The organism is Halomonas sp. SS10-MC5, from assembly GCF_015992245.1.
GTDB classification, from domain to species: Bacteria; Pseudomonadota; Gammaproteobacteria; order Pseudomonadales; family Halomonadaceae; genus Halomonas; species Halomonas sulfidoxydans.
Window position 1 is genome coordinate 348,996 of sequence record NZ_CP065435.1, and the last position, 22,322, is coordinate 371,317.

At 63.3% G+C, this 22,322-nt stretch carries 17 protein-coding genes and 1 CRISPR repeat array (1 of these 18 only partly in view); of the genes, 8 read left to right on the forward strand and 9 right to left on the reverse strand.

The annotated features are described in order from the left end of the window. Window positions 1-121 precede the first annotated feature (121 nt). The 9 genes from I4484_RS01615 to I4484_RS01655 form a co-directional block, all read right to left on the reverse strand. Window positions 122-1,237 (reverse strand): SMP-30/gluconolactonase/LRE family protein, encoded by a 1,116-nt coding sequence (locus I4484_RS01615; RefSeq protein WP_197450888.1) that lies wholly within the window; start codon window positions 1,235-1,237, stop codon window positions 122-124. Between the two features lie 206 nt (window positions 1,238-1,443). Further along, on the reverse strand, window positions 1,444-2,523 hold the full coding sequence (locus I4484_RS01620) for a metal ABC transporter substrate-binding protein (RefSeq protein ID WP_197449311.1): 1,080 nt from the start codon (window positions 2,521-2,523) through the stop codon (window positions 1,444-1,446). A 35-nt stretch (window positions 2,524-2,558) separates the two neighbouring features. Continuing rightward, window positions 2,559-3,449, reverse strand: coding sequence for a metal ABC transporter permease (locus tag I4484_RS01625; RefSeq protein WP_197449312.1), 891 nt, complete (start codon window positions 3,447-3,449; stop codon window positions 2,559-2,561). After that, a complete protein-coding gene (locus I4484_RS01630) occupies window positions 3,443-4,180 on the reverse strand; it encodes a metal ABC transporter ATP-binding protein (protein WP_197449313.1) in 738 nt (245 codons plus the stop codon). Before I4484_RS01630 ends, I4484_RS01625 begins: the two co-directional genes overlap by 7 nt. Further along, entirely contained in the window at window positions 4,180-4,329 is a 150-nt protein-coding gene (locus I4484_RS01635) for a hypothetical protein (protein ID WP_162832591.1), read from the reverse strand. The genes I4484_RS01630 and I4484_RS01635 overlap by 1 nt, the downstream gene beginning before the upstream one ends. A 141-nt stretch (window positions 4,330-4,470) precedes the next feature. After that, window positions 4,471-5,370 (reverse strand): metal ABC transporter permease, encoded by a 900-nt coding sequence (locus tag I4484_RS01640; RefSeq protein WP_197449314.1) that lies wholly within the window; start codon window positions 5,368-5,370, stop codon window positions 4,471-4,473. A 97-nt stretch (window positions 5,371-5,467) separates the two neighbouring features. Beyond that, window positions 5,468-6,133, reverse strand: coding sequence for a hypothetical protein (locus I4484_RS01645; RefSeq protein WP_234283650.1), 666 nt, complete (start codon window positions 6,131-6,133; stop codon window positions 5,468-5,470). A gap of 106 nt (window positions 6,134-6,239) precedes the next feature. After that, window positions 6,240-7,076, reverse strand: coding sequence for a class I SAM-dependent methyltransferase (locus I4484_RS01650; RefSeq protein WP_197449315.1), 837 nt, complete (start codon window positions 7,074-7,076; stop codon window positions 6,240-6,242). A gap of 166 nt (window positions 7,077-7,242) precedes the next feature. Further along, window positions 7,243-8,775, reverse strand: a complete 1,533-nt coding sequence (locus I4484_RS01655) for a winged helix-turn-helix domain-containing protein (RefSeq protein ID WP_197449316.1) — start codon at window positions 8,773-8,775, stop codon at window positions 7,243-7,245. A 116-nt stretch (window positions 8,776-8,891) separates the two neighbouring features. On the opposite strand from I4484_RS01655, the gene I4484_RS01660 reads away from it, so the two are divergent. The 8 genes from I4484_RS01660 (at window position 8,892) to cas6f (ending at window position 18,490) form a co-directional block, all read left to right on the forward strand. After that, complete coding sequence (locus I4484_RS01660; RefSeq protein WP_197449317.1) at window positions 8,892-9,368, forward strand: TspO/MBR family protein; 477 nt, start codon at window positions 8,892-8,894, stop codon at window positions 9,366-9,368. Between the two features lie 80 nt (window positions 9,369-9,448). Next, on the forward strand, window positions 9,449-10,045 hold the full coding sequence (locus I4484_RS01665) for a malonic semialdehyde reductase (RefSeq protein ID WP_197449318.1): 597 nt from the start codon (window positions 9,449-9,451) through the stop codon (window positions 10,043-10,045). Window positions 10,046-10,176: 131 nt separating this feature from the next. After that, window positions 10,177-11,151, forward strand: coding sequence for a type I-F CRISPR-associated endonuclease Cas1f (gene cas1f / locus I4484_RS01670; RefSeq protein WP_197449319.1), 975 nt, complete (start codon window positions 10,177-10,179; stop codon window positions 11,149-11,151). Continuing rightward, on the forward strand, window positions 11,148-14,489 hold the full coding sequence (gene cas3f, locus I4484_RS01675) for a type I-F CRISPR-associated helicase Cas3f (RefSeq protein WP_197449320.1): 3,342 nt from the start codon (window positions 11,148-11,150) through the stop codon (window positions 14,487-14,489). Before cas1f ends, cas3f begins: the two co-directional genes overlap by 4 nt. 30 nt (window positions 14,490-14,519) lie before the next feature. Beyond that, the gene (gene csy1, locus I4484_RS01680) at window positions 14,520-15,869 is read left to right on the forward strand and encodes a type I-F CRISPR-associated protein Csy1 (RefSeq protein WP_197449321.1); all 1,350 of its coding nucleotides are present in this window, start codon (window positions 14,520-14,522) and stop codon (window positions 15,867-15,869) included. Continuing rightward, window positions 15,866-16,843 (forward strand): type I-F CRISPR-associated protein Csy2, encoded by a 978-nt coding sequence (csy2, locus tag I4484_RS01685; RefSeq protein ID WP_197449322.1) that lies wholly within the window; start codon window positions 15,866-15,868, stop codon window positions 16,841-16,843. The genes csy1 and csy2 overlap by 4 nt, the downstream gene beginning before the upstream one ends. 15 nt (window positions 16,844-16,858) lie before the next feature. Beyond that, window positions 16,859-17,893: a type I-F CRISPR-associated protein Csy3 gene (csy3, locus tag I4484_RS01690; protein WP_197449323.1), complete on the forward strand. Its 1,035-nt coding sequence runs from the start codon at window positions 16,859-16,861 to the stop codon at window positions 17,891-17,893. A 3-nt stretch (window positions 17,894-17,896) separates the two neighbouring features. Continuing rightward, window positions 17,897-18,490, forward strand: a complete 594-nt coding sequence (gene cas6f / locus I4484_RS01695; protein ID WP_197449324.1) for a type I-F CRISPR-associated endoribonuclease Cas6/Csy4 — start codon at window positions 17,897-17,899, stop codon at window positions 18,488-18,490. Window positions 18,491-18,595: 105 nt separating this feature from the next. Further along, window positions 18,596-22,322: direct repeats of the CRISPR family, unit length 28 nt; unit sequence GTGAGCTGCCGCACACGCAGCTCAGAAA; it runs 621 nt beyond the window's last position.

A 22,322-nucleotide genomic window follows, 5' to 3' on the forward strand; every position in this document is an offset into this window, starting at 1 on the left:
ATCATTGATCGACGGGCCATGAAGGGGTTATGTGTGCGTGGTGCAAGGCAGCAAGAGAAAGCGCTCAAGCAGCGGAGGGGGCTCCCTCCGCTGGTGGCGCTGCTGCGATGGCAGGGCTGGGCTAGGTGTTGCCAGCCCAGACCGCCATGCCCTGGGTTTCGACGTAGACGGCATAGAGCGACTGGCTGGCGGTCATGAACAGGCGGTTGCGCCTGCGACCGCCGAAGCAGACGTTGGCGCAGGGCTCCGGCAGATGAATCTTGCCGATCAGGGTGCCGTCGTCGGCGTAGACATGCACGCCGTCGTGGTCCTCGGCATCGAACAGCCCGCCGAAGACGGCGCCACACCAGAGGTTGCCGTCCATGTCCGCGGCCATGCCGTCGATGAAACCCGGGCCGACCTCGGCGAACTGACGTTCGTTGGCCAGGCGGGTGCCGTCGTCGACGACGTCCCACACCAGGATCTGGTGGGGATGGTCCGGCGTGTGGGTGCCCCCGGTATCGGAGACGTAGAGGCGGGAGTAGTCGGGCGAGAAGGCGATGCCGTTGGGCTTGGCGACCTCGGCCATCTTGTCCAGCTGGCCGCTGTCGGGATCGATGCGATAGACGGCCTCGGGCAGTTCGAAGTCGGCGACATGGCCTTCATAGTGCATCAGGATGCCGTAGCCCGGGTCGGTGAACCAGATGCCGCCGTCGGGATGGACGATGATATCGTTGGGGGCATTGAGGGGCTTGCCATCGAACTCCTCGGCCAGCACGGTGATGCTGCCGTCATGCTCGGTGCGGGTCACCCGGCGCGTGTCGTGCTCGCAGGATAGCAGCCGTCCTTCTCTGTCCCGGGTATTGCCGTTGGTGAAGTTGGATGGCTCACGGAAGACGCTCACCTCGCCGGTGTCCTCGAGCCAACGCATGTGGCGATTGTTAGGAATATCGCTCCAGACGAGATAGCCGCCATCGCCGAAGTAGACCGGCCCCTCCGCCCAGCGAAATCCCGTGGCGAGGCGCTCGACCGCGGCGTTGGCCAGGCGATAGGCGGCGAAGCGATCGTCGAGGACCTCGATGGCAGGGTCGGGATAGGAGACGAGCGAGCCATCCCAGGGCCGTTCCCGAGCGAGCAGCTCCCCGGGCTTGAGCACCGCCGTTGCGCTGGCGGCCGCCGCCGCCCCGAGAAAACGGCGCCGGGACAGGCGGGCGAAAGGGGGCATGTCCACGGGCTCGGGCTGAGTGTCGTCATGCATGCTTCATACTCCCTCTGTGTTGTTCTGTCAGGGGGCGAGCCCGCCCGGGGCGAAGGCCGGGGCGGGGCGCGGGAGATGGATTGCGATGAGCGGCTATCCAGCATAGTCGCGCTGCGTGGTGTTTGCGCATCCAGGCCGTCGCCGAGCGGACAACGAAAAAGGCGCCCCCTTGCGGGTAGCGCCTTCTGGCTGCTTGCGGAACGCCGTTAGTGGTCGTGGCCGTGGTCGTCGTGGCCATGGTCGTCGTCGCCTTCCCGGTCGTCATGACCCGCCTTGGCCAGGGCATCGTGCAGCACCTGGGCGTTGTGGCGCATCATGCCAAGATAGGTGCTGGCCTCGCCTTCGCTGGCCAGGGCATCGGCGTAGAGCGTACCGGCGATGGGCAGGCCAGTCTCCTCGGCGAGCTGGTTGATCACCGCCGGGCTGGTCATGTTCTCGTGGAACAGGGCGCGCACGTTCTGCTCGCGAATCACGTCGATCAGCCGGGCCATGTCGGCGGCGCTGGGCTCGGCTTCGGTGGAGAGCCCCACCGGCGAGAGGAAGCGTATGCCGTAGGCGCTGGCGAAGTAGCCGAAGGAGTCGTGGCCGGTGATCACGCTGGTGGAGCCCGGTACTTCTCCGAGAAGCTCGCGGATCTCGGCGTCGGTGGCTTCCAGCTCGTTGATGTAGCGCTCGGCGTTCTCGCGATAGGCGGCTTCGTTGTCCGGATCGGCCTCGATCAGGCCATCGCGGATGTTGCCGACATAGACCTTGCCCATGGCCAGGTCTTGCCAGCCGTGCGGGTCGTCGTCGCCGTGGTCGTCGTGGCCAGCCGCCGTTTCCTGGCCGTGCGCGTCGTGGTCGTCATGCCCATGCTCGTCGTGGTCACCATGCCCGTGATCGTCGTGGTCATCCTCATGGTCGTCGTGCCCGTGGGCGTGGGCATGGTCGTGGCCCTGGTAGTCGAGTTTGACGATGCCGTCGCTGGCCGTGACCAGCGCTCCCGCGTAGTCGCTGGAGTCGATCAACCGCTCCATCCAGCCTTCGAACCGCAGGCCATTGAAGACCACCAGCCCGGCCTCGGCCAGCGAGCGCGCATCGCGGGGGCTGGGCGAGAACACGTGGGTGTCGCTGTCGGGGCCGACCAGCGAGGTGACCTCCACGTGTTCGCCGCCTACGTTCTGCACCATGTCGGCCAGAATGCTGAAGCTGGTGACGACCTGAACGCGCTCGGCGGCCATGGCGGCGGGCAGTGCCAGCATGGCCGAAGCGCCCAGCATCAGGGCGGCGGATGTCGGGTATCGCATGGAAAGTCTCCTCGGGGTAGGTGTTTCATGTCGCTTCAGTGCGGTTCTGGCGAGCCGAGCGGTACGGCATGACGCTGGAGCTTCGCCCTCAGGCTGTGATGGCGGCCGAGCAGGGCGGAGAGCACGTAGCCCACGCCCGCCAGCAGGATGATGGCCGGACCCGATGGAACGCTGAGGTGGTAGGAGAGCAGCAGGCCGCCGAGGCTGGCGAAAACGGCCAGCAGGATGGCGATGGTGATCAGCCCCTCCAGGCGCTTGCTCCAGAAGCGCGCCGTGGTGGCCGGCAGCATCATCAGGCCCACGGCCATCAGGGTGCCCAGGGTCTGGAAGCCGGCGGTGAGGTTGAGCACCACCAGGCCGAGGAAGACGCCGTGCACCAGGCTTCCCTGCATACCCTGGCCGCGCAGGAACAGTGGATCGAGGCACTCCACCACCAGGGCGCGAAAGATCAGCGCCAGGGTAATCACAATGACGCTGCTGATCGCCGCGATCAGCACCAGCGCGGTGGTATTCACCGCCAGGATCGAGCCGAACAGCACATGCGTCAGGTCAACGCTACTGCCGCCCAATGAGACGAGCATCACGCCCGCCGCCAGCGAGATCAGGAAGAAGCTGGCCATGGCCGAGTCCTCGCGATGGCCGGTCATCTGCGACACGCTGCCGGCCAGCACCGCGATCAGCAGCCCCGACAGCACGCCGCCCAGGCTCATGACCGGCAGCGAGAAGCCTGCCAGCAGGAAGCCCAGCGCCACGCCGGGCAGGATGGCATGGGCCATGGCATCGCCGATCAGGCTCATGCCACGTAGCATCAGGAACACGCCCATGGGCGGTGCGGCCAGCGACAGGGCCAGGCCGGCCACTGCGGCGCGGCGCATGAAGCCGTAGTCGAAGGGGGCGATCAACCACTCGTGAAGCAGCGCTAGCATGCCCCCACCCCTGGCGTTCCCAAGGCAAGCCGTGCCGAAGCGAGGTGGGCAGGCTGGCTGTGCAGCACCTCCTGGGCCGTGGTCCAGCGCGCATGGCCGTGGTGAAGCACCACCACCTCCTCGGCCAGGCGGGCCAACTGCTCCATGTCGTGCAGCACTACGATGATGGTGACGCCTTCAGCCGCCATGTCGCGCAGCACCGTCATGAGCACCTCGACGGTTTCCGCATCGACGTTGGCGAAGGGCTCGTCGAGCAGCAGCAGCTCGGCTTCCTGCATCAGGGTGCGACCGATCAGCGCGCGCTGGCGCTGGCCGCCGGAAAGCTCGCCCAGCGGGCGGTGGGCCAGGTGCGAGATGCCCAGGCGCGCCATCACTTCACGGCCGCGGCGATAGTGACGGGCACAGTAGCCGGTGAGCGCGCCGTGGCTCGGCCAGCTGCCGGTCATCACCAGCTCTTCCACGCTCATAGGGAAGGTGAGGTCGAGCGCCAACTGCTGGGGCAGCCAGGCGCGCCGCTCCCTGGGCACCGAGCAGACCACCTTGCCCGCCACGGGGCGCAGCATGCCCATGATGCCCTGGATCAGGGTGCTCTTGCCGGCGCCGTTGGCACCGACCAGGGCGGTGATCGCGCCGTCGCGGAAGCGGCCGCTCACGTGCTCGAGGACGGTGCGGTTGGCCTGGGCCAGCTGCAGGTCATGCAGCTCCAGGCGTGACGGGGACGTCTCGGCCATCAGCCCCACCATCCTGCCGCCCAGGAGACGGCGAGCCAGAGCACGCCCAGCGGCGCGGCGGCCAGCAGCAGGCGGCGCGTGGCGGAAAGCGACATCAACGAAAAATGGCACGGCCCCTCGGGGCGATGCCGATGCGTGCGGTGTGCCATGCGTGGCCCTCGCAAAAACCAAGTAAGATATAACATAACAAGACGGCCGGCAAAGTGGCAGTCTTCATTACGACAGGTGGCACCGGAAATCGGCCATTCCAAGGGAGGCAGTATCCAGAATTTGGCGCGGAAGGGAACCGCTCAGCGCAGCTGACCGGCATGCCGGGACCCTATGCCGCGCTTCGGTCTGCTGGCGTTCGCCCTCAGCCCCCGGTAGGGGCCCAGCACGAGCGACATGCCATACCCCAGCCCCGCCAACAGGATAATCGATGGGCCGGAAGGCAGGCCAGCGTGATAGGACACCAGCAGTCCCACCATGCTGGAAGCCAGGGCGATGCCGATCGCGATGGCGATCATGCCCTCGAGGCGCTGGCTCCAGTAGCGTGCCGCCGCGGCAGGCAGCAGCATGAGCCCGGCTGCCATCAGGGTTCCCAGCGTCTGAAATCCCATTACCAGACCGATCACGACCAGCACCATGAACAGCGCGTGCGTCCAGCCGGCGTGGCGACCCTGAAGTGTCAGGAACAGCGGATCGAGGCACTCGACCACCAGCGCGCGAAAGGAGATGGCCAGGCCGACCAGGAGCGTGCTGCTGCCAAGCGCCACCAGCCCCAGCGTGCGGTCATCCACCGCCAATATGCTGCCGAACAGCACGTGGCCGAGATCCAGGGCGCTGCCCGAATGGCTGACGATGGTCACTCCGCCGGCCATGGCGATCAAGAACAGGCTGGCCATGGCGGCATCCTCCCTGAGGCCGCTGAACTGCGTTACGCCACCGGCAAGCGCCACGGTGACCAGGCCCGCCAGTACGCCGCCGAACATCATCAGTGGGAGGGAAAAGCCGGCCAGCATGAAGGCGATGGCCACGCCCGGCATGATGGCATGCGAGAGCGCCTCGCCCATCTGGCCCATGCCGCGCAGCGTCAGCAGCACGCCGAGAATCGGTGCCGTAAGGGAAAGCGCCAGGCAGGCCACCAGGGCGCGGCGCATGAAGGCGTAGTCGAAAGGTGACGTGAGCCACCAGTGCAGAGTATCGAGCATGGGAAGCTTTGGGCCGATATTTGCTATGTTATATCATAACATTTAGGCGAGGCAAAATGGCCACCCTGCGAGTGGCCAGAAGGGTTCTCCGCTCGTTTCAGTAGCGCAGCGCGACTCCCAGCTGATTGGGCGTCACCAGCAGCGCGTACTCGCCCTCCAGGTGCACGTCGCCCAGCGAGGCCCGAACCGGCTTGAAGCGATTGATGGCCACCGAGGCCTGACGTGGCTGGGTCTGCAGCTGCAGCTCGCTGACCAGCATGCCGGTCGCGAAGTTGATCGCCCCGTCGCGGCCGCGGCCGTCGCCCACGCCGATCAACAGCCCCGACGCGGCGTTTATCGCCAGCGACCCCAGCCGTGCCTCCAGGCTGCGGCGTTGGCGCTCCTCCTCGGCCACCGCCTGCAGCAGCCGGCGGGCGCTCTCGATGTCGCCGTCGCCCTCGCGCAGCTCGCGGTAGGCGGCCGGGTGCGGCTGGCGATCCATCAGCGTGCCGGCCAGCGCCAGGGCCGACTTCACCACGCCCACTCGCGCATCGTAGCGATCGTCGCGGTCGTCCGCCTCGCTGGCCTGGTAGCCGTTGAACGCCAGCGACGAGGCATAGACCCCGGCCCAGCCGTACTGCCATACGTTGGCCTGGCGTTCGCCGCGCGCCAGGGCGTCCTCGTAGGCCTGGTATTCGCGCTCGGCGGATTGCGCCAGGGTCAATGGCGAGACGAGGAGCATCAGGACAGCGCATGCGAACGGCAGGAAGGGAGGACGGGGCATAAGGGCGTTCCTTGTCGGGTCATGGGCGTGGTCGCTGTCATTACAGCACAAGACGAACGCCGGGAGCGCCAAAATGGCGCTCCCGGCGAGGGGGAGGTACGCCCGACTAGCGCGTGATGACGATCTCCAGGTACTCCGAGGGCACCACCATGGTGCCGTCGGTGGCGCGGTTGTGGGCTTCGATCAGCGTAAGGATCTCGCCCCGCAGCGCCTGGCCGGCCTCGTCATCCAGCGCTTCGAACGCCTTCAGCGTCGGCCCGTAGTAGGTGCTGAACACGTCCAGCCAGTGCTGGGGCGACTGGTAGCGGAAGGTGAAGTGCTGCGGCTGGGCCTCGATCGCCTGGACATGCGGACCGAAATGCGTGTCGAGGAATTCCCGCGTGCCCCACACCGCCGGAGAGCTGACGCCCGCGGGCGGCGCCACGTAGCGACCGACGGTCTTGAACAGCTGGCCGATGAAGCCCGCCGGGGTCCAGTTGGCCAGCCCGATCTTGCCGCCGGGCCGGCATACGCGGCACAGCTCGGCGGCGGCTTGGGCCTGGTTGGGCGTGAACATCACCCCGTAGGTGGAGATCACGTTGTCGAAGGTGGCGTCGCCGAACGGCAGGTTTTCGGCGTCCGCCGTCTGGTAGTCGATCGCCAGCCCCTCCGCTTCGGCACGCCTGGCGGACTTGGCCAGCAGCGCCTCGACGTAGTCGGTGGAGACGACCTTGCAGAATCGCCGGGCCGCGGCCAGCGAGGCGTTGCCGTTGCCGCCGGCCACATCAAGCACGGACTGGCCGGCATGCAGGTCCATGGCTTCGCAGAGCCGTTCGCCGACGACCTGCAGGGTGACGCCGATGCGGGCATAGTCACCGGCGCCCCAAACCGCTTGTTGCTTGGTCTTGATCGCCGCGTAGTCGGGGCCGGCCACTTGCGGCTCGAGCGAGGGAGAGAGTGTCATGGTTGAACTCCTTGGGTGGGTTGTGGTGGTTCTGCCGTCGATCGCTTCCTGAGGGCCACCAAACGGCAAGCTCAGCCTATGCGGTACCGCTTGGGCCGGCTTGCGGGCCGCATGGGGATTGGCGGGGGATTGCGTGATGAAACGGGGGGGCAAGAGCGTGGCGGGGCTACAGTGCCAGCAAGCGCGTGCCATGTTTCTGCCCGACCAGGGCCGCCACCTGCTCGGCGGTCAGGTCGGGCTTGATGCGGTAGGCATCGTCCAGCGCCCGGCGCGCCAGGTCCTGCCGACCGTCGAGTCGGTGAATGGCGGCCAGCACGATGCGGGGCATGTAGCTGCGGTCGTCCCGTTGGCAGGCCAGTTCCGCCTGCTCGCGGGCAGCGCTGCGATCGCCAAGCAGCAGGTAGGCCAAGGCGAGGACCGCGCCCCAGATCGACAAGCGGCTGTCGAGCGGGCTGATGCGAATGCCATGGCGCAGGTGAACCACCGCGTCGTCCGGGCGATTGCCGGCCAGATACGCCGAGCCCAGCGCCGCCCACGCCTGGGCGTTGGCCGGGTTGAGCTCCAGCGCCTTGCGCAGGATCGGCACGCCGCGCTCGGGATAGCCGATATCGGCCAGCGCGCAGCCGGCATAACCGAGTACGGTCGAGTCCATGCTGTCGAGCTGCAGTGCGCACTCGGCGGCTTCGAGCGCTTCCGCCCAGGCCTGCTCGTGATCGCTCATCAGGTCGAAGCGATGCCCCAGGCCTCGTACCAGCGAGAGATGGGCCGCCGCCAGGGCGAACTCCGGCTCCAGCCGCCAGCTGCGCCGTAGCAGATCCGCCGCTGCCGCGAAGGACTCATGGTGCCAGCCCTGCAGCGCCAGGATGCCGCTGGCCTCGAGATAGAGCTGGCGGGCGCTGCGCTCGCCGTCGAGGCTGCGCACCGTGCGGTAGATGGCACGGTGCAGCTGCGGTTCCAGCTTGGCGATGATCCGGGGCACGCCGGCTTCGAGGGCCTCGCTCACCGGGCCGTCCAGCGTGAAGGTCTCGGCCCACAGCCGAAAGCCGGCCCGTGCATCGGCCAGGTGCACGGTGACGCGCAAGCGCGCCGCGCCCGCGTCGGGCCACGCCTGCACACTGCCCTCCAGCACGTAATCGACTCCCAGCGCCTCGTGAATCTCACGTGCCGCCGGCGTCAGCGTCCGCTCGCTATAGTGCCCGCCGCGGGCGCTCAGGCGCAGTAGCGGTATTCGCGTGAGAACGGAGCTCAGCTCGCCGGTCAGCGCCTCGGTGAAGCGCACAAGCTCCGGCGTATCCGTCAGCGCGCGCAGCGGCAGGATGAGCAGCGAGGGATCGTCGTCGCTGGGGGCCGGTGTCACCGCAGTCGCGAGTGGCTCCGGTGCGGCCGCGTCGGTTTCGGTGACCTTCGCGGTGAAGCGAAAACCGCGGCCGCGTACCGTCCGGATATAGGCCTGGGTATCCCCGCTATCGTCCAGGGCACGGCGCGCCTGCTTGATGCAGGAAGCGACCGTGGCATCCGAGACGATTCGCCCCGCCCAGACGGCCTCGATCAGCTCGTCGCGACTGAAGACCCGATCCGGATGGTGGGCGAAATGCACGAGCAGGTCGAACACCATCGGTTCCACGCGACGCAGCTCACCGTGTCGGCGCAGTTCGTAGTGCGCGGTATCGAGATCGAAATCGTCAAACCGGAGAGTCATGGCGTTACGCCGTCCCGAGCGTTCCCTGGGTGTCGTTACTCTGGTTTAGAGTATGGTGCAGGGGGGGCGCAATCGCCTCGCTCCCGAGCGATACCCAGCCGCAAAGGAGACGCAACATGACCGTCGCTCCCCGTCGCTCGCTGGCGATCCTGTTCGGCTGGCTACTGCTGGTGGCCCTTGCCGCATCGACAGGTGTCTTGACGCCGCCCGGCGCCTGGTACGCCGAGCTACAAAAGCCCCCTCTCACGCCGCCCGACTGGCTGTTCCCGGTGGCCTGGACGGTGCTCTACCTGATGATGGCCGTGGCCGCCTGGCGGGTCACGCTGCGGGTGCCGGCCGGTGAGCGCCTTGCGGTACTGTGGCCGTTCGTCACCCAGCTCGCCGCCAACGGGCTCTGGTCAATCCTGTTCTTCGGCCTGCACTGGATCGTCGTCGCCCTGGCCGACCTGCTGTTGCTGTGGTGCCTCATCCTGCTCTCGATCATCCGCTTTGCCCGCGTTTCGCCACTCGCCGCCTGGCTGCTTACGCCCTACCTGGTCTGGGTAAGCTTTGCGGGTTACCTCAATGCGGGCATCGGCTGGCTGAACGGATAACGCGCGATAACAAGCCGGCAGTGACCGGCCGGTAACGAACGCGTAAAGTGAAATGAGCCTACCGCGATTTGGAGAGCTTCATGCCTCGTCAGCCGCTCGACGACACCGCACTCGACACCGTCTTCCGCGAAGCGCACACCCACTACGGCTTCAAGCCGGCGCCTATCGACGAGGCCACCCTGCGCGAACTCTACGACCTGCTCAAGTGGGGCCCCACCTCCATGAACTGCCAGCCGGCGCGCTATGTCTTCGTGATGAGCGAAGAGGGCAAGTCGCGCCTGCTGCCGGCGCTCTCCGAAGGCAACCGCGACAAGGCCCACGAAGCCCCGGCCACCGTGATCGTTGCTGTCGACACCCGCTTCTACGAATTCATGCCGCGCGTATTCCCCAGCTCACCCAACGCCCGCGAGCGCTTCGCCGAAAACCCCGACAAGGCCAGCGACACTGCCTGGCGCAACGGCACCCTGCAGGGCGCCTACCTCATCGTGGCCGCCCGCATGCTGGGGCTCGACGTCGGCCCCATGAGCGGCTTCGACAACGCCATGGTCGACGAGGAGTTCTTCCCCGACGGCCGCTACAAGAGCAACTTTCTGGTCAACCTCGGCGTGGGCGACCCGGAAAGCCTGCGGCCGCGGGGGGAGAGGCTGGCGTTTGAGGAAGTGGCGGAGGTGGTTTGAGGCGAAGTGACGAGCATCAAGTTTCTTAATGAAAGAAGGCTATCCCTTCGTATGCGGGTGGCATCGCTTAGCAAGGAATGCTTATATAGATTACTAAACAGATACATATAAAAAAGTACGACAGGGAACTCATGGATGACCTTTCGCCTTCGGATCTAAAAACGATCCTGCACTCGAAACGCGCAAATCTTTACTACCTGCAGCACTGTCGCGTGCTGGTCAATGGCGGTCGTGTCGAGTACGTCACCGACGAGGGAAGCCGCTCGCGGTACTGGAATATTCCCATTGCCAACACGACCTCGCTATTGCTCGGCACGGGTACGTCCATTACACAGGCGGCCATGCGTGAGCTGGCCAAGGCCGGTGTGTTGGTTGGTTTCTGCGGTGGTGGCGGTACGCCGCTATTTGCCGCCAATGAGGTGGATGTCGATGTCGCCTGGCTGACTCCCCAGAGCGAATACCGACCCACTGAGTATCTTCAGTACTGGGTGCGCTTCTGGTTCGATGATGAGAAGCGTCTGACGGCAGCAAAAGCCTTTCAGCTCGCACGCCTCGATAGAATCGAAACGCTGTGGACCGGCCATTCTCTCAAGGAGGCCGGTTTTTCGTTTTCAGCGGAGGCGCTTCACCAAGCCTTGGCAACGCATCGCGAAGCCATCGAGAAGTCACCCAGTACCACCGATCTCCTCACCCTTGAAGCGCGCCTGACCAAATTGCTTTTCAAGCTTGCTACCCAGGCCGTGGGCTACGGAGAGTTCACCCGTGCCAAGCGGGGCAGCGGTGCCGATCCTGCCAACCGCTTTCTCGACCATGGCAACTACCTCGCATACGGCCTGGCGGCTACGGCCACGTGGGTGCTTGGCATCCCCCATGGTCTGGCGGTGCTGCACGGAAAGACACGCCGCGGAGGCTTGGTGTTCGATGTGGCCGACCTGGTCAAGGACGCGGTCATACTACCCCAGGCGTTTCTCTCCGCCATGCAGGGCGATGAGGAGCAGGAGTTTCGCCAGGCGTGCATCGAACGGCTGACCAGAACCGAGTCTTTGGACTTCATGATCGATACCCTGAAGGCGGTCGCCGGAGATCTAGGAGCGACGGAGCCATGAATGTCCTGCTAGTCTCCCAGTGCAGCAAGAGCGCGCTCAAGGAGACGCGGCGCATCCTCGATCAGTTCGCTGAGCGACGTGGTGATCGTACCTGGCAGACGCCGATTACCCAGGTGGGGCTCGATACGCTGAGAAAGCTGCTGCGCAAGACGGCGCGCAAGAACACCGCTGTGGCCTGCCACTGGATTCGCGGGCGGGACCACAGCGAGCTGTTGTGGATTGTCGGCAATGCCGCTCAGTTCAATGCGAAAGGGGCGTCACCGACCAACACCACCCGCCGCAATATCCTGCGCGCCGAGGATGAGAATGATTGGCACAGCGGCCGCCTGATCCATCTGCTGGCTTCTATGGCCGCCCTGTTTCATGACCTCGGTAAGGCCAGCCGCGCATTCCAGGACCGGCTCCATGGCCGTTTGGAGGGGCGTAACCGTTACCGGCACGAATGGGTGTCGCTGCGTTTGCTGGAAGCCTTCGTGGGCGAAGACGATGATGAAACCTGGCTTTCTCGCCTCGAACAGCCCACGCAGGACGACGATGAACGCTGGCTGGACTACCTCAAAAGCGATGGAGTGGCTAACGACGCCGAACAAGAGAAAGCGCCTTTCATCAAATTGCCGCCACTTGCCGCAGCGATAGGCTGGCTGGTGCTCAGCCATCATCGCCTGCCGGCATTGCCGGCCTACGATGAGAACGGTCGGCAAAAATGGGTCGGGGCCCGTGCCGAGATGAACGCAGCCAACCTACCTGCGCTCCCCGATGCCATCACGGCGGCTTGGAACGAATGTGTCGAATTAGCCGAGATACAAGACGTCAGGCCGTACTGGGAATTCCCCCATGGCCTGCCTGTCACGACTGACGCATGGCGGCAGCGCAGTCGGCGGCTGGCGCGGCAACTGAAAGAAGTTAGGGTGTCGACACCACCACTGGAGTCTCCCTACGTCATGCATCTGGCGCGTTTGGCATTGATGCTGGCGGATCACCACTATTCGAGCTTGACCAGCACAGGGCGGCTTTCCGGCATCTGGTCGACCGCGCTATACGCCAATACCGCTGTGCTGAATGGCAAGCGTCAGCTATGCCAGCCACTGGAGGAGCACCTACTGGGTGTAACCCGGGCGGTGGGTGAAATCGTGCACCGCTTGCCGGACATGTCCGGCGCCCTGCCTCGTATCGCGCGGCACAAGGGGTTTCGCCAGCGTAGCAGCGACCCTCGCTTTCGCTGGCAGGACAAGGCCTTCGACCTGGCGACAGGCTTGCGTGACAAGGCCCGCGAGCAGGGCTTCTTCGGCATCAACATGGCCTCGACTGGCTGTGGCAAGACCATTGCCAACGGCCGGATCATGTACGCCTTGAGCAATCCCGAGGAAGGCGCCCGTTTCTCGATAGCTCTTGGCTTGAGGACGCTTACGCTGCAAACCGGGCAGGTCTATCGCGAGAGACTTGGGCTGGGTAGCGACGATCTGGCCATCCGAGTGGGTGGCAGCGCCAGCCGTGCGCTCTTCGAGCACCAGCAGCGTGAGAGCGGTGGCTCGGAGTCCCGCGCCGCACTGCTTGATGAGCAGAGCCATGTCCATTTTGAAGGTCAGGTCGATGAACATCCGCTGCTGTCGCGAGCCGCGAATGATCCGCATGCCCGGGCGCTGATCGGCGCGCCGGTGTTGGTGTGTACCATCGATCACCTGATACCAGCCACGGAGAGCCTGCGCGGCGGACATCAGATCGCCCCCATGCTGAGGCTGATGAGCAGCGACCTCGTGCTTGATGAGCCGGATGACTTCGACATCAGCGATCTACCCGGCCTGACGCGCCTGGTGTACTGGGCAGGGCTGCTCGGCTCACGGGTACTGCTCTCCTCGGCCACGCTGCCGCCTGCCCTGGTGCGTGGCCTGTTCGAGGCCTATCGCGCCGGTCGCGCAGAGTATCAGCACCATCGGGGCGTGCCCGGCACTCCAGTGAATCCCTGTTGTGCCTGGTTCGATGAGTTTGGCTGCGCCCAGCAGGAGTGCGCTGAGGGCGTACGGTTCGATGCCGCTCATAAGCAGTTCGCTCAGCAGCGTGCCGTTCGGCTCGGTGAGCAGGTGCCGACCCGCCGTGGCTACCTCGTGCCATTGTCCGCTCCCACCGCCCATCCGGACGCTGTTCATGAGGCGGTCGCCCAGACGATACTCACCGAAGCCTACTCACTCCACGAGCAGCACCACTCTGTTGATTCCCATAGTGACAAGCGAGTCAGCTTCGGCCTGGTGCGGATGGCCAACATCGAGCCGCTGGCCGCCGTTGCCCAGGTGCTCTACCGGTCGGAAATTCCGGAAGGTTGGCAAATTCATCTTTGTGTCTACCACTCCCAGTTTCCGCTGCTGCTGCGCTCACGCCTGGAAGCACGCCTGGACCGAACGCTCGATCGACGCAGCGAGGATGCCGTTTTCGATCTCGCCGACATTCGCTCGCGGCTCGACGGCTGCTCCGCCCAAGATCAGCTCTTCATCGTGCTGGGATCGCCGGTCACCGAGGTGGGTAGGGATCATGATTACGACTGGGCCGTGGTCGAGCCCTCATCAATGCGCTCGATCATTCAGCTAGCCGGGCGCGTGCGGCGCCACCGCCCTGCCCCCGTCCATGCCCCCAACATGGCACTGCTTGGGACCAACGTTCGGCACCTGAAACGGGTCACGCCGGCCTTCAGCCGGCCAGGTTTCGAGACCGAGCGGGACTGGCCGCTGAGGTCACACCAGTTGGCGGAGCTTCTGCGGGAGGCTGGGATCAACCATATCGACTCTCGCCCACGCCTGTTACCGGGCGAGATGCTAGAGCCAGCCCATAAGCTGGTCGATCTAGAGCATGCGCGGCTTGCCGCGCTCATGGTCGAGGGTGCCGATGCCGCTCCAGCTCGCCAGCGGCGCAGGCGTCGCGGTGAGCCGTCGCAGATCCATTTAGGCGCCTATCTCTTCTATCGCCCTGCATCGATGACCCTCGGGGCGCTACCGATACAGCACCACCCTTTCCGAGAAGACAACGAACCGGAGTGCGAATTCGTACTGCTCCCGGATGAGGCAGAGGAAGACTATGGCTTCTGGCGGGTGGAGCAGGACGGCAGGGAGGAGAAACTGACACGCGTGGAGACCGAGCTTGACCGGATACCGGAGGACGTTTTTCACCAACCCCGCATCGCGCACTGGAACGAGCCCGACTACATGGCCGCACTGGCGGATCAAGCCGAGGCCATGGACATGGAGCTAGAGCGATGCGCCCAGCGCTTTGGCCGCATCCGCCTAAAAACGAACCACGCCCCGCAGGGGTGGCATTTTCATCCGGCGCTGGGATTTGTTAAGAAACGATAAAGAAGAGACAACACGCAGCGGGGATTTTCTATGCCTGAACACACTCATACTCCACCCACGATCCAAGCTTTAATACGTAGATTTATCCATGACCGCTTTGCAACCAAAGTGGAAAAGCTCCCAGCGGACGATCCCAAGTATCTCGAACTCCAGCAGCAGTTCGACCCGCAAGTCTGGCTGGCCGATGCGGCCCGCCGCGTCGGCCAGCTTCAGGTAGTCACTCATTCTCTGAAGGCAATACACCCGGATGCCAAGGGCACGAACCTCTACGTCGACCCCGGCCAGCTAATTCAAGATGGTCTGGTAGGCAGCCACTGCCTGCCTGCCGATTTTCAGGGCGATGTCGTTGGCAATGCGGCAGCGCTTGATGTCTACAAGTTCCTGAAACTGGATTGGCAAGGATGTACGCTGCTGGAGCGGGCGCTCGATTTCGACGAAGCACTGATCGATGCCTTGAGCCAGGATCGCGAGGAAGCCGAAAGTTGGGTGCGCGCCTTCGCAAGCATTACCGAGCCCAAGGGCGCGCCGAGCTCTCATGTGATGGGCAAGCAGCTCTACTGGCTGGTGGGCGATGATCCTGCCGATGATAAAAGCTACCGTCTGCTGGCACCGCTCTATGCCACTGCGTTGACTCACCGCTTCTACGCGCAGGTCAGTCCCAATACCTGGTTCTTTGGCGATCACAACAAAGCAGCACGTAAGGCCTTGAAGGATAAGGTGCCGTTTGAGGGCGGCTATACCAGTTACCCCAATCTGGCCGTCCAGAAACTCGGTGGCACCAAACCGCAGAATATCTCGCAGCTCAATAGCGAGCGAGGCGGCCAGAATTATCTGCTGGCATCGTTACCGCCAAACTGGGAATCGCGCGAGGTGTACGCACCGATGCGAGACCCCTTCCGAGCATTCAAAAGGCGCCCGACCGTCTGGCGCATTGTGGATGAACTCAAGCGCTTTCTGGAAACGGATCCTGCCAAGAACATGCACACCCGCGGCCTGCGCGACGACCTCACCTCCATGCTGGTCGACGAGCTGATGCTGTTCACCTTCGACATTCACTCCTTGGCGCCAGGCTGGACGGGGGATGAGAAGTGTCAGTTGGCCCCGGAAGAGCAGTATTGGCTGGATCCAGAGCGAGCCGATGAGGATAGCGAGTTTGCCGAGGCGCGCCGGCAGTCAAACTGGCATGAAGCCATCAGCTCTCGTGCGGTCAGCTGGCTTAACCGTGAACTGAGCTACAAAAGCCCTCTCAGCCTCGGCGATGCGGAACACCATCACTGGAAACGCCAGTTTGAGGGCATCGTGAAAGAGTTCCGCCAACAGCTCGACGATCTGCAAGAAGCTCTACGTGATGAAGACGATGATCAAGGAGACGCGGCATGATCCAGCATCTTCTTCTGCTTCCCCGACTGCGTATCCAGAGCGCCAATACCATCTCCAGCCCAATGACCTGGGGCTTTCCTGCCATGAGCGCCTTCATGGGACTGATGCAGGCGCTGGAGCGCAGCCTGCCGGATGATATCAAGCTGGTCTTCAATGAGATCGGGGTGGTATGCCATCGCCTCGACCCCCAAGTCACATCGGGTGGTTTCACTCGTGCCTTCCACCTCACCCGAAACCCTGTGGACAAGACTGGCAGCACAGCGGCCATCGTCGAGGAGGGCCGGGCACATCTGGAAGTCACTCTACTGATTGGCCTCGAGGCAGACGGTGGTGACGACCTGAAAAGCGCCGAGCGCCGCCAAGAGATCGCTAAAAGGCTTTATCAGCAAGTGCAAGGCATGCGCATTGCGGGTGGCAGTGTGATGCCGCCCCGTCCCGGCGAGCGGCGCCACCGGCCGGAGCTGACCAGCTTCGATGCCGATGAGGAAGAAGGCACACAGCAGTGGCGTCGGCTCAAGCGCAAGCTGTTGCCGGGATTTGCGCTGGTACTCCGGGATGACCGGCTCACTGAGCATACCGCCACACTGAAAGCACATGACGAGTGTGCTACAGCGCTGGATGCCTGGCTCGACCTGTCACGCCTCAACTACGGGTGCCGGATCACCAAGGGCAAAGACGATAACGGCAAGGAGCAGGTCAGCTGGGAGGTTCGCCGCCCGTACCCCGGCTGGTTAGTGCCGATCCCGGTAGGCTACGGCGCCATTTCCGATCTGTTCGATCCGGGCACGGTGGCTAATGCCCGGGACCCAGAGGTGCCGTTCCAGTTCGTCGAAAGCCTCTATTCGATCGGCGAATGGGTAAGTCCTCACCGAATCAAGCACCCCGAAGCTTTGATGTGGTTCGTGGAGAATGACCTCGAACGTGGCCTCTATCGCTTGAGTAACGACTATACCGAAACATTGATCAACGACTGACGCAGGGTATCTATCATGGCCAAGAACGAAACACTCAAAACCGCTTCCGTCCTCGCCTTCGAGCGCAAGCTCGATCCGTCCGACGCACTGTTCAGTGCCGGCAACTGGAAAGACCGCGCTCAGCATGCGAAGTGGAGCGGCATACCCGTACGCGAGAAATCGGTTCGTGGCACTATTTCCAATCGGCTGAAGGCCAAGGATCAAGATCCGGCCAAGCTGGATGCCGCCATTGAGAACCCCAACCTGCAGACAGTAGATGTTGCAGCGCTGCCGCTTGATGCCGACACGTTGGCCGTACATTTCACTCTGCGCGTCCTGGCCGGAGCTGGCACGCCTTCCGCCTGCAACAATGCTGAATACCAGAAGAAACTGGCGCAGACGGTAACGAGTTACGTCAACCAGCATGGCTTTGGCGAGCTTGCTCATCGCTATGCCTGCAACCTCGCTAATGGCCGGTTCCTGTGGCGCAATCGTATCGGTGCCGAAGAAATCGAAGTCATCGTCAGCCAGATGAAAGACGGCCAAGCGGCAAAGCAGTGGACCTTCAATGCGCTCGATCACTCGCTGCGAAGCTTTGAAGGCAGCAAAGAGACTCGAGAGCTAGGCGAACTCATTAATGAGGCGCTGTCCGGTGAGCGTTACCTACTATTGGATGTGGTGGCCTTTGCCCGGGTTGGAGCAGGACAGGAAGTATTCCCTTCTCAGGAGTTGATTTTGGATCGCAGCCGGGGAGACAAGAGCAAGACGCTCTACAGCATTGGAGACGAGAAGATCGCTGCCATCCACTCCCAGAAATTGGGCAACGCCCTGCGCACCATCGATACTTGGTATCCGGTGCCGGAAGGTGGCAGTGACCTTGGCCCAATCGCCGTGGAGCCCTACGGCTCGGTGACCACTCAGGGAAGTGCCTACCGTCAGCCGAAGCAGAAAATGGACTTCTACAACCTGCTCGATAACTGGTTGCTCAAGGACCAGGTGCCACCCGCCGAACAGCAGCACTTCGTTATGGCGACCCTTATCCGTGGCGGCGTATTCGGCGATGCGGGGTAAGCCATGGATCACTATATCGATATCCGCTTGCGGCCCGACCCGGACTTTCCAGCTGCGATGCTGATGGGGGTGCTATACAGCAAGTTGCATCGTGCCCTTTTCGACCTGGAGGCCAATGACATCGGCGTCAGCTTTCCAGATCACAAACTCGGCGTGCGTGCCCGCACGCCGGGAGATCGGCTGCGATTGCACGCTGAGCAGTCGCGACTAGAGCAATTGATGGCGATCCCGTGGCTCACTGGCATGCGCGACCACGTCACGCTGGCATCCATTCAACCTGTGCCTGCCGATGCAAAGCACCGAGTGGTGCGGCGCCGACAGTTCAACACCGGTGGCCCCAGCCGAGCCAGGCGGTATGCACAACGGCATGGCATCGAGTTCGAAGAAGCGCAGCGCTTGATGGAGGCACCTGCCGCCCGGCAGATCGCCCTGCCTTTCGTGCAGGTCAGCAGCCGCTCAAGTGGACAGCGGTTTGCGCTATTCATCGAGCATGGCCTGCCGCAGGCTCAGCCTGTCGCGGGGCGTTTCAATCACTACGGATTGAGTAGCGAGGCGACAGTGCCCTGGTTCGGACCCTTTTCTAGGGAGAATTATTAGCTTTAGAAAAATCAACTTGTTAGAAACGCCTCTCTGAAAAGGGAGGCGTTGCTCTTTGGAAGCATTGCTCTTTAACAATCAATCGCTTAACTTGAAACTGTTCTAGTGAGCTGCCGCACACGCAGCTCAGAAAACCCTGGCCAAGGGCCACCGCCACAAGGTCGCGTGAGCTGCCGCACACGCAGCTCAGAAATCATCGACGGCGCCGATCCTGCTGGTCGGCGAGTGAGCTGCCGCACACGCAGCTCAGAAATTCAGCAGGAGTCGGGCCGCGTGCCGCAGGCCGTGAGCTGCCGCACACGCAGCTCAGAAAGCACAGCAGGCGGCGCGCAGCTCGGCGAGGATGTGAGCTGCCGCACACGCAGCTCAGAAAAGTAGAGATGGGCGCCCCGCCGCTTGCTCTGGGTGAGCTGCCGCACACGCAGCTCAGAAACGGCCAATCCCGACCGCCGTCAGCTCGTCATGGTGAGCTGCCGCACACGCAGCTCAGAAACAGCGGCGCGGGGTCCGACTGGATGGCATGGGGTGAGCTGCCGCACACGCAGCTCAGAAAAGGATTCGGGATATTGAAGGGAATGACTACCGGTGAGCTGCCGCACACGCAGCTCAGAAAACGCCGCACCGTGTAGCCGCTGCCGTCGACAGGTGAGCTGCCGCACACGCAGCTCAGAAAATTGCAGCATATAGCGGATTTTCGACGGCATAGTGAGCTGCCGCACACGCAGCTCAGAAATGCTGCGCCAGGCCTTCGCCGACGCCGGCGACGTGAGCTGCCGCACACGCAGCTCAGAAATTGCCGATGATTCGCGCGACCAGGTCATCCTTGTGAGCTGCCGCACACGCAGCTCAGAAATGGCCCTCGCTATAGGCGACCTCGTAAAGCTCGTGAGCTGCCGCACACGCAGCTCAGAAAATAGAAACGGCGGGCGCACGCGGGCGCCGCACGTGAGCTGCCGCACACGCAGCTCAGAAAGTCTCGGGCATCCTGGAGGTTGATCGACTCGCGTGAGCTGCCGCACACGCAGCTCAGAAAATGAGCATCGATGAGGTGAACGCCATCCGTGAGTGAGCTGCCGCACACGCAGCTCAGAAATCCCGGTCGGGACTGCTACAATGGACCCTGTGGTGAGCTGCCGCACACGCAGCTCAGAAATCCACGGGCACGGACGACAATGAGCAAAGCGAGTGAGCTGCCGCACACGCAGCTCAGAAACTCACCTGGAACAGGCAAGGCCAAAACGGAAGGTGAGCTGCCGCACACGCAGCTCAGAAATGATTGAAGAGCGAGTCGAGGCGTTTTACGCCGTGAGCTGCCGCACACGCAGCTCAGAAATTGACCAGGTTGTCGGCGTTCATCGCCACGATGTGAGCTGCCGCACACGCAGCTCAGAAAACAGGCCAGGTTACGGCAGAGATCCACCCGAGGTGAGCTGCCGCACACGCAGCTCAGAAATGAGTGCCCGCCATAGCATGTCTGCCACGTCAGTGAGCTGCCGCACACGCAGCTCAGAAAGACACGACGTAAACGCTTTCTCGGTCATGGTAGTGAGCTGCCGCACACGCAGCTCAGAAAAACGGCGCCGCGAGTATATCGAAAATGAAGGGGTGAGCTGCCGCACACGCAGCTCAGAAAATAAGTTGACGAGGATACGCAGCGGGAGGCCAGTGAGCTGCCGCACACGCAGCTCAGAAAAGGGTGCGCGCCCGCTTGTCGAGCTGCCCGACGTGAGCTGCCGAACACGCAGCTCAGAAACCTTGGATTCCTCGCCGAACAGTTGCGAGATCGTGAGCTGCCGCACACGCAGCTCAGAAAACAAGGGGCGCGAGGAAGGCCGCACGCTGGATGTGAGCTGCCGCACACGCAGCTCAGAAAACCGGGGCCGCTCAAGACGCCACGCGCAATCAGTGAGCTGCCGCACACGCAGCTCAGAAATCAAGACCGGCGCGCTGGCGATGCGCTTCGCCGTGAGCTGCCGCACACGCAGCTCAGAAATTCCGCGATCCAGCCGAACCCGGCGCCGCTGAGTGAGCTGCCGCACACGCAGCTCAGAAAGTCACCCGCGAGTGCGAGGGAGTGGCCCACTGGTGAGCTGCCGCACACGCAGCTCAGAAAGGCTTGAGCAAGCGCAGTCCTTGCAGCTATCCGTGAGCTGCCGCACACGCAGCTCAGAAATCATTGACCCGGCGACAGGATGCGAGGTGTCCGTGAGCTGCCGCACACGCAGCTCAGAAACGAGAGCGCTCGCACCGTGACGATCACCGAGGGTGAGCTGCCGCACACGCAGCTCAGAAACTGAGCACGGGCTGGAAAAAACGCGATATCGCGTGAGCTGCCGCACACGCAGCTCAGAAAAGAACCGGGCTTCATCAACATCAACTGATAGGGTGAGCTGCCGCACACGCAGCTCAGAAAAAAGTGACGGAACCTTGAGGCCAAGCTCGTTCGTGAGCTGCCGCACACGCAGCTCAGAAAATATCAGCGTCCGTGGCGCCACCGCCCGCATCGTGAGCTGCCGCACACGCAGCTCAGAAATATGGCGTTGCCGGTTTCCGTGGCTTCCTCGGGTGAGCTGCCGCACACGCAGCTCAGAAACTGCCCATCCTGCTGCTTGAACAGGTCGGCCAGTGAGCTGCCGCACACGCAGCTCAGAAATGTACCAGCCCGTAGCGAGCACCCATCGAGGGGTGAGCTGCCGCACACGCAGCTCAGAAATGATAGCCAGCGCCCTAGCGGTCACTTTAGGCGTGAGCTGCCGCACACGCAGCTCAGAAAGCCCGGCACAAAGTTGGTGACGGCCTCGATTTGTGAGCTGCCGCACACGCAGCTCAGAAAATGGGACGTGGTGCTGTTCCGCGTCGACGGCAGTGAGCTGCCGCACACGCAGCTCAGAAATCGCACCACAACCGCTTCTTCGAGAAGTTCCAGTGAGCTGCCGCACACGCAGCTCAGAAAAACAAGAACTGGAGTGTCAGCAAGGGGCAGTAGTGAGCTGCCGCACACGCAGCTCAGAAATGATGCTAAAGCATGATTGGTGTCACAATCGTGTGAGCTGCCGCACACGCAGCTCAGAAATAACATGGCTGCCGCCCAGGGCCTGTTCGACCGTGAGCTGCCGCACACGCAGCTCAGAAATCCTACATCCCCACGGCTGGCAGCCCCGTTACGTGAGCTGCCGCACACGCAGCTCAGAAAGCCAACCCGATCCAGAAGTGGCGGACTATCACGTGAGCTGCCGCACACGCAGCTCAGAAAATGTCGCCGGAGTAGCGCTTGGCGACGGCAGTGTGAGCTGCCGCACACGCAGCTCAGAAATACGCTCGGCGTCGAGACGATGTGGTTCCACGGTGAGCTGCCGCACACGCAGCTCAGAAAATGAAGCCCAACGTTGCCGACAAGGATAGCGGGTGAGCTGCCGCACACGCAGCTCAGAAAAAGCCGCCGTCCCACCTCATGTAACCATTTGAGTGAGCTGCCGCACACGCAGCTCAGAAAGCCGAGCGGCTTGGTGATGTTGGTCCGCACGAGTGAGCTGCCGCACACGCAGCTCAGAAATCCCGCGCCTTGGCCAAGGCGTCTTCCACTGGGTGAGCTGCCGCACACGCAGCTCAGAAATGCAAGAGGCGCCCGATGGGCAACCAAAGCCAGTGAGCTGCCGCACACGCAGCTCAGAAAAGTCCCAGCGGAAACGCTTAGGCGATAGACCGGTGAGCTGCCGCACACGCAGCTCAGAAACCCGCCAATAACGGGGGCGCATGACGTAGGCCGTGAGCTGCCGCACACGCAGCTCAGAAAACCTGACCCACTACGCGACTGTGGCTTACGGTGTGAGCT

Excerpts from the sequence above, each read along its gene's own strand:
- I4484_RS01615 (WP_197450888.1), bottom strand. The coding sequence starts at position 1,237 with ATGCATGACGACACTCAGCCCGAGCCCGTGGACATGCCCCCTTTCGCC.
- I4484_RS01620 (WP_197449311.1), bottom strand. The coding sequence starts at position 2,523 with ATGCGATACCCGACATCCGCCGCCCTGATGCTGGGCGCTTCGGCCATG.
- I4484_RS01625 (WP_197449312.1), bottom strand. The coding sequence starts at position 3,449 with ATGCTAGCGCTGCTTCACGAGTGGTTGATCGCCCCCTTCGACTACGGC.
- I4484_RS01630 (WP_197449313.1), bottom strand. The coding sequence starts at position 4,180 with ATGGCCGAGACGTCCCCGTCACGCCTGGAGCTGCATGACCTGCAGCTG.
- I4484_RS01635 (WP_162832591.1), bottom strand. The coding sequence starts at position 4,329 with ATGGCACACCGCACGCATCGGCATCGCCCCGAGGGGCCGTGCCATTTT.
- I4484_RS01640 (WP_197449314.1), bottom strand. The coding sequence starts at position 5,370 with ATGCTCGATACTCTGCACTGGTGGCTCACGTCACCTTTCGACTACGCC.
- I4484_RS01645 (WP_234283650.1), bottom strand. The coding sequence starts at position 6,133 with ATGCCCCGTCCTCCCTTCCTGCCGTTCGCATGCGCTGTCCTGATGCTC.
- I4484_RS01650 (WP_197449315.1), bottom strand. The coding sequence starts at position 7,076 with ATGACACTCTCTCCCTCGCTCGAGCCGCAAGTGGCCGGCCCCGACTAC.
- I4484_RS01655 (WP_197449316.1), bottom strand. The coding sequence starts at position 8,775 with ATGACTCTCCGGTTTGACGATTTCGATCTCGATACCGCGCACTACGAA.
- I4484_RS01660 (WP_197449317.1), top strand. The coding sequence starts at position 8,892 with ATGACCGTCGCTCCCCGTCGCTCGCTGGCGATCCTGTTCGGCTGGCTA.
- I4484_RS01665 (WP_197449318.1), top strand. The coding sequence starts at position 9,449 with ATGCCTCGTCAGCCGCTCGACGACACCGCACTCGACACCGTCTTCCGC.
- cas1f (WP_197449319.1), top strand. The coding sequence starts at position 10,177 with ATGGATGACCTTTCGCCTTCGGATCTAAAAACGATCCTGCACTCGAAA.
- cas3f (WP_197449320.1), top strand. The coding sequence starts at position 11,148 with ATGAATGTCCTGCTAGTCTCCCAGTGCAGCAAGAGCGCGCTCAAGGAG.
- csy1 (WP_197449321.1), top strand. The coding sequence starts at position 14,520 with ATGCCTGAACACACTCATACTCCACCCACGATCCAAGCTTTAATACGT.
- csy2 (WP_197449322.1), top strand. The coding sequence starts at position 15,866 with ATGATCCAGCATCTTCTTCTGCTTCCCCGACTGCGTATCCAGAGCGCC.
- csy3 (WP_197449323.1), top strand. The coding sequence starts at position 16,859 with ATGGCCAAGAACGAAACACTCAAAACCGCTTCCGTCCTCGCCTTCGAG.
- cas6f (WP_197449324.1), top strand. The coding sequence starts at position 17,897 with ATGGATCACTATATCGATATCCGCTTGCGGCCCGACCCGGACTTTCCA.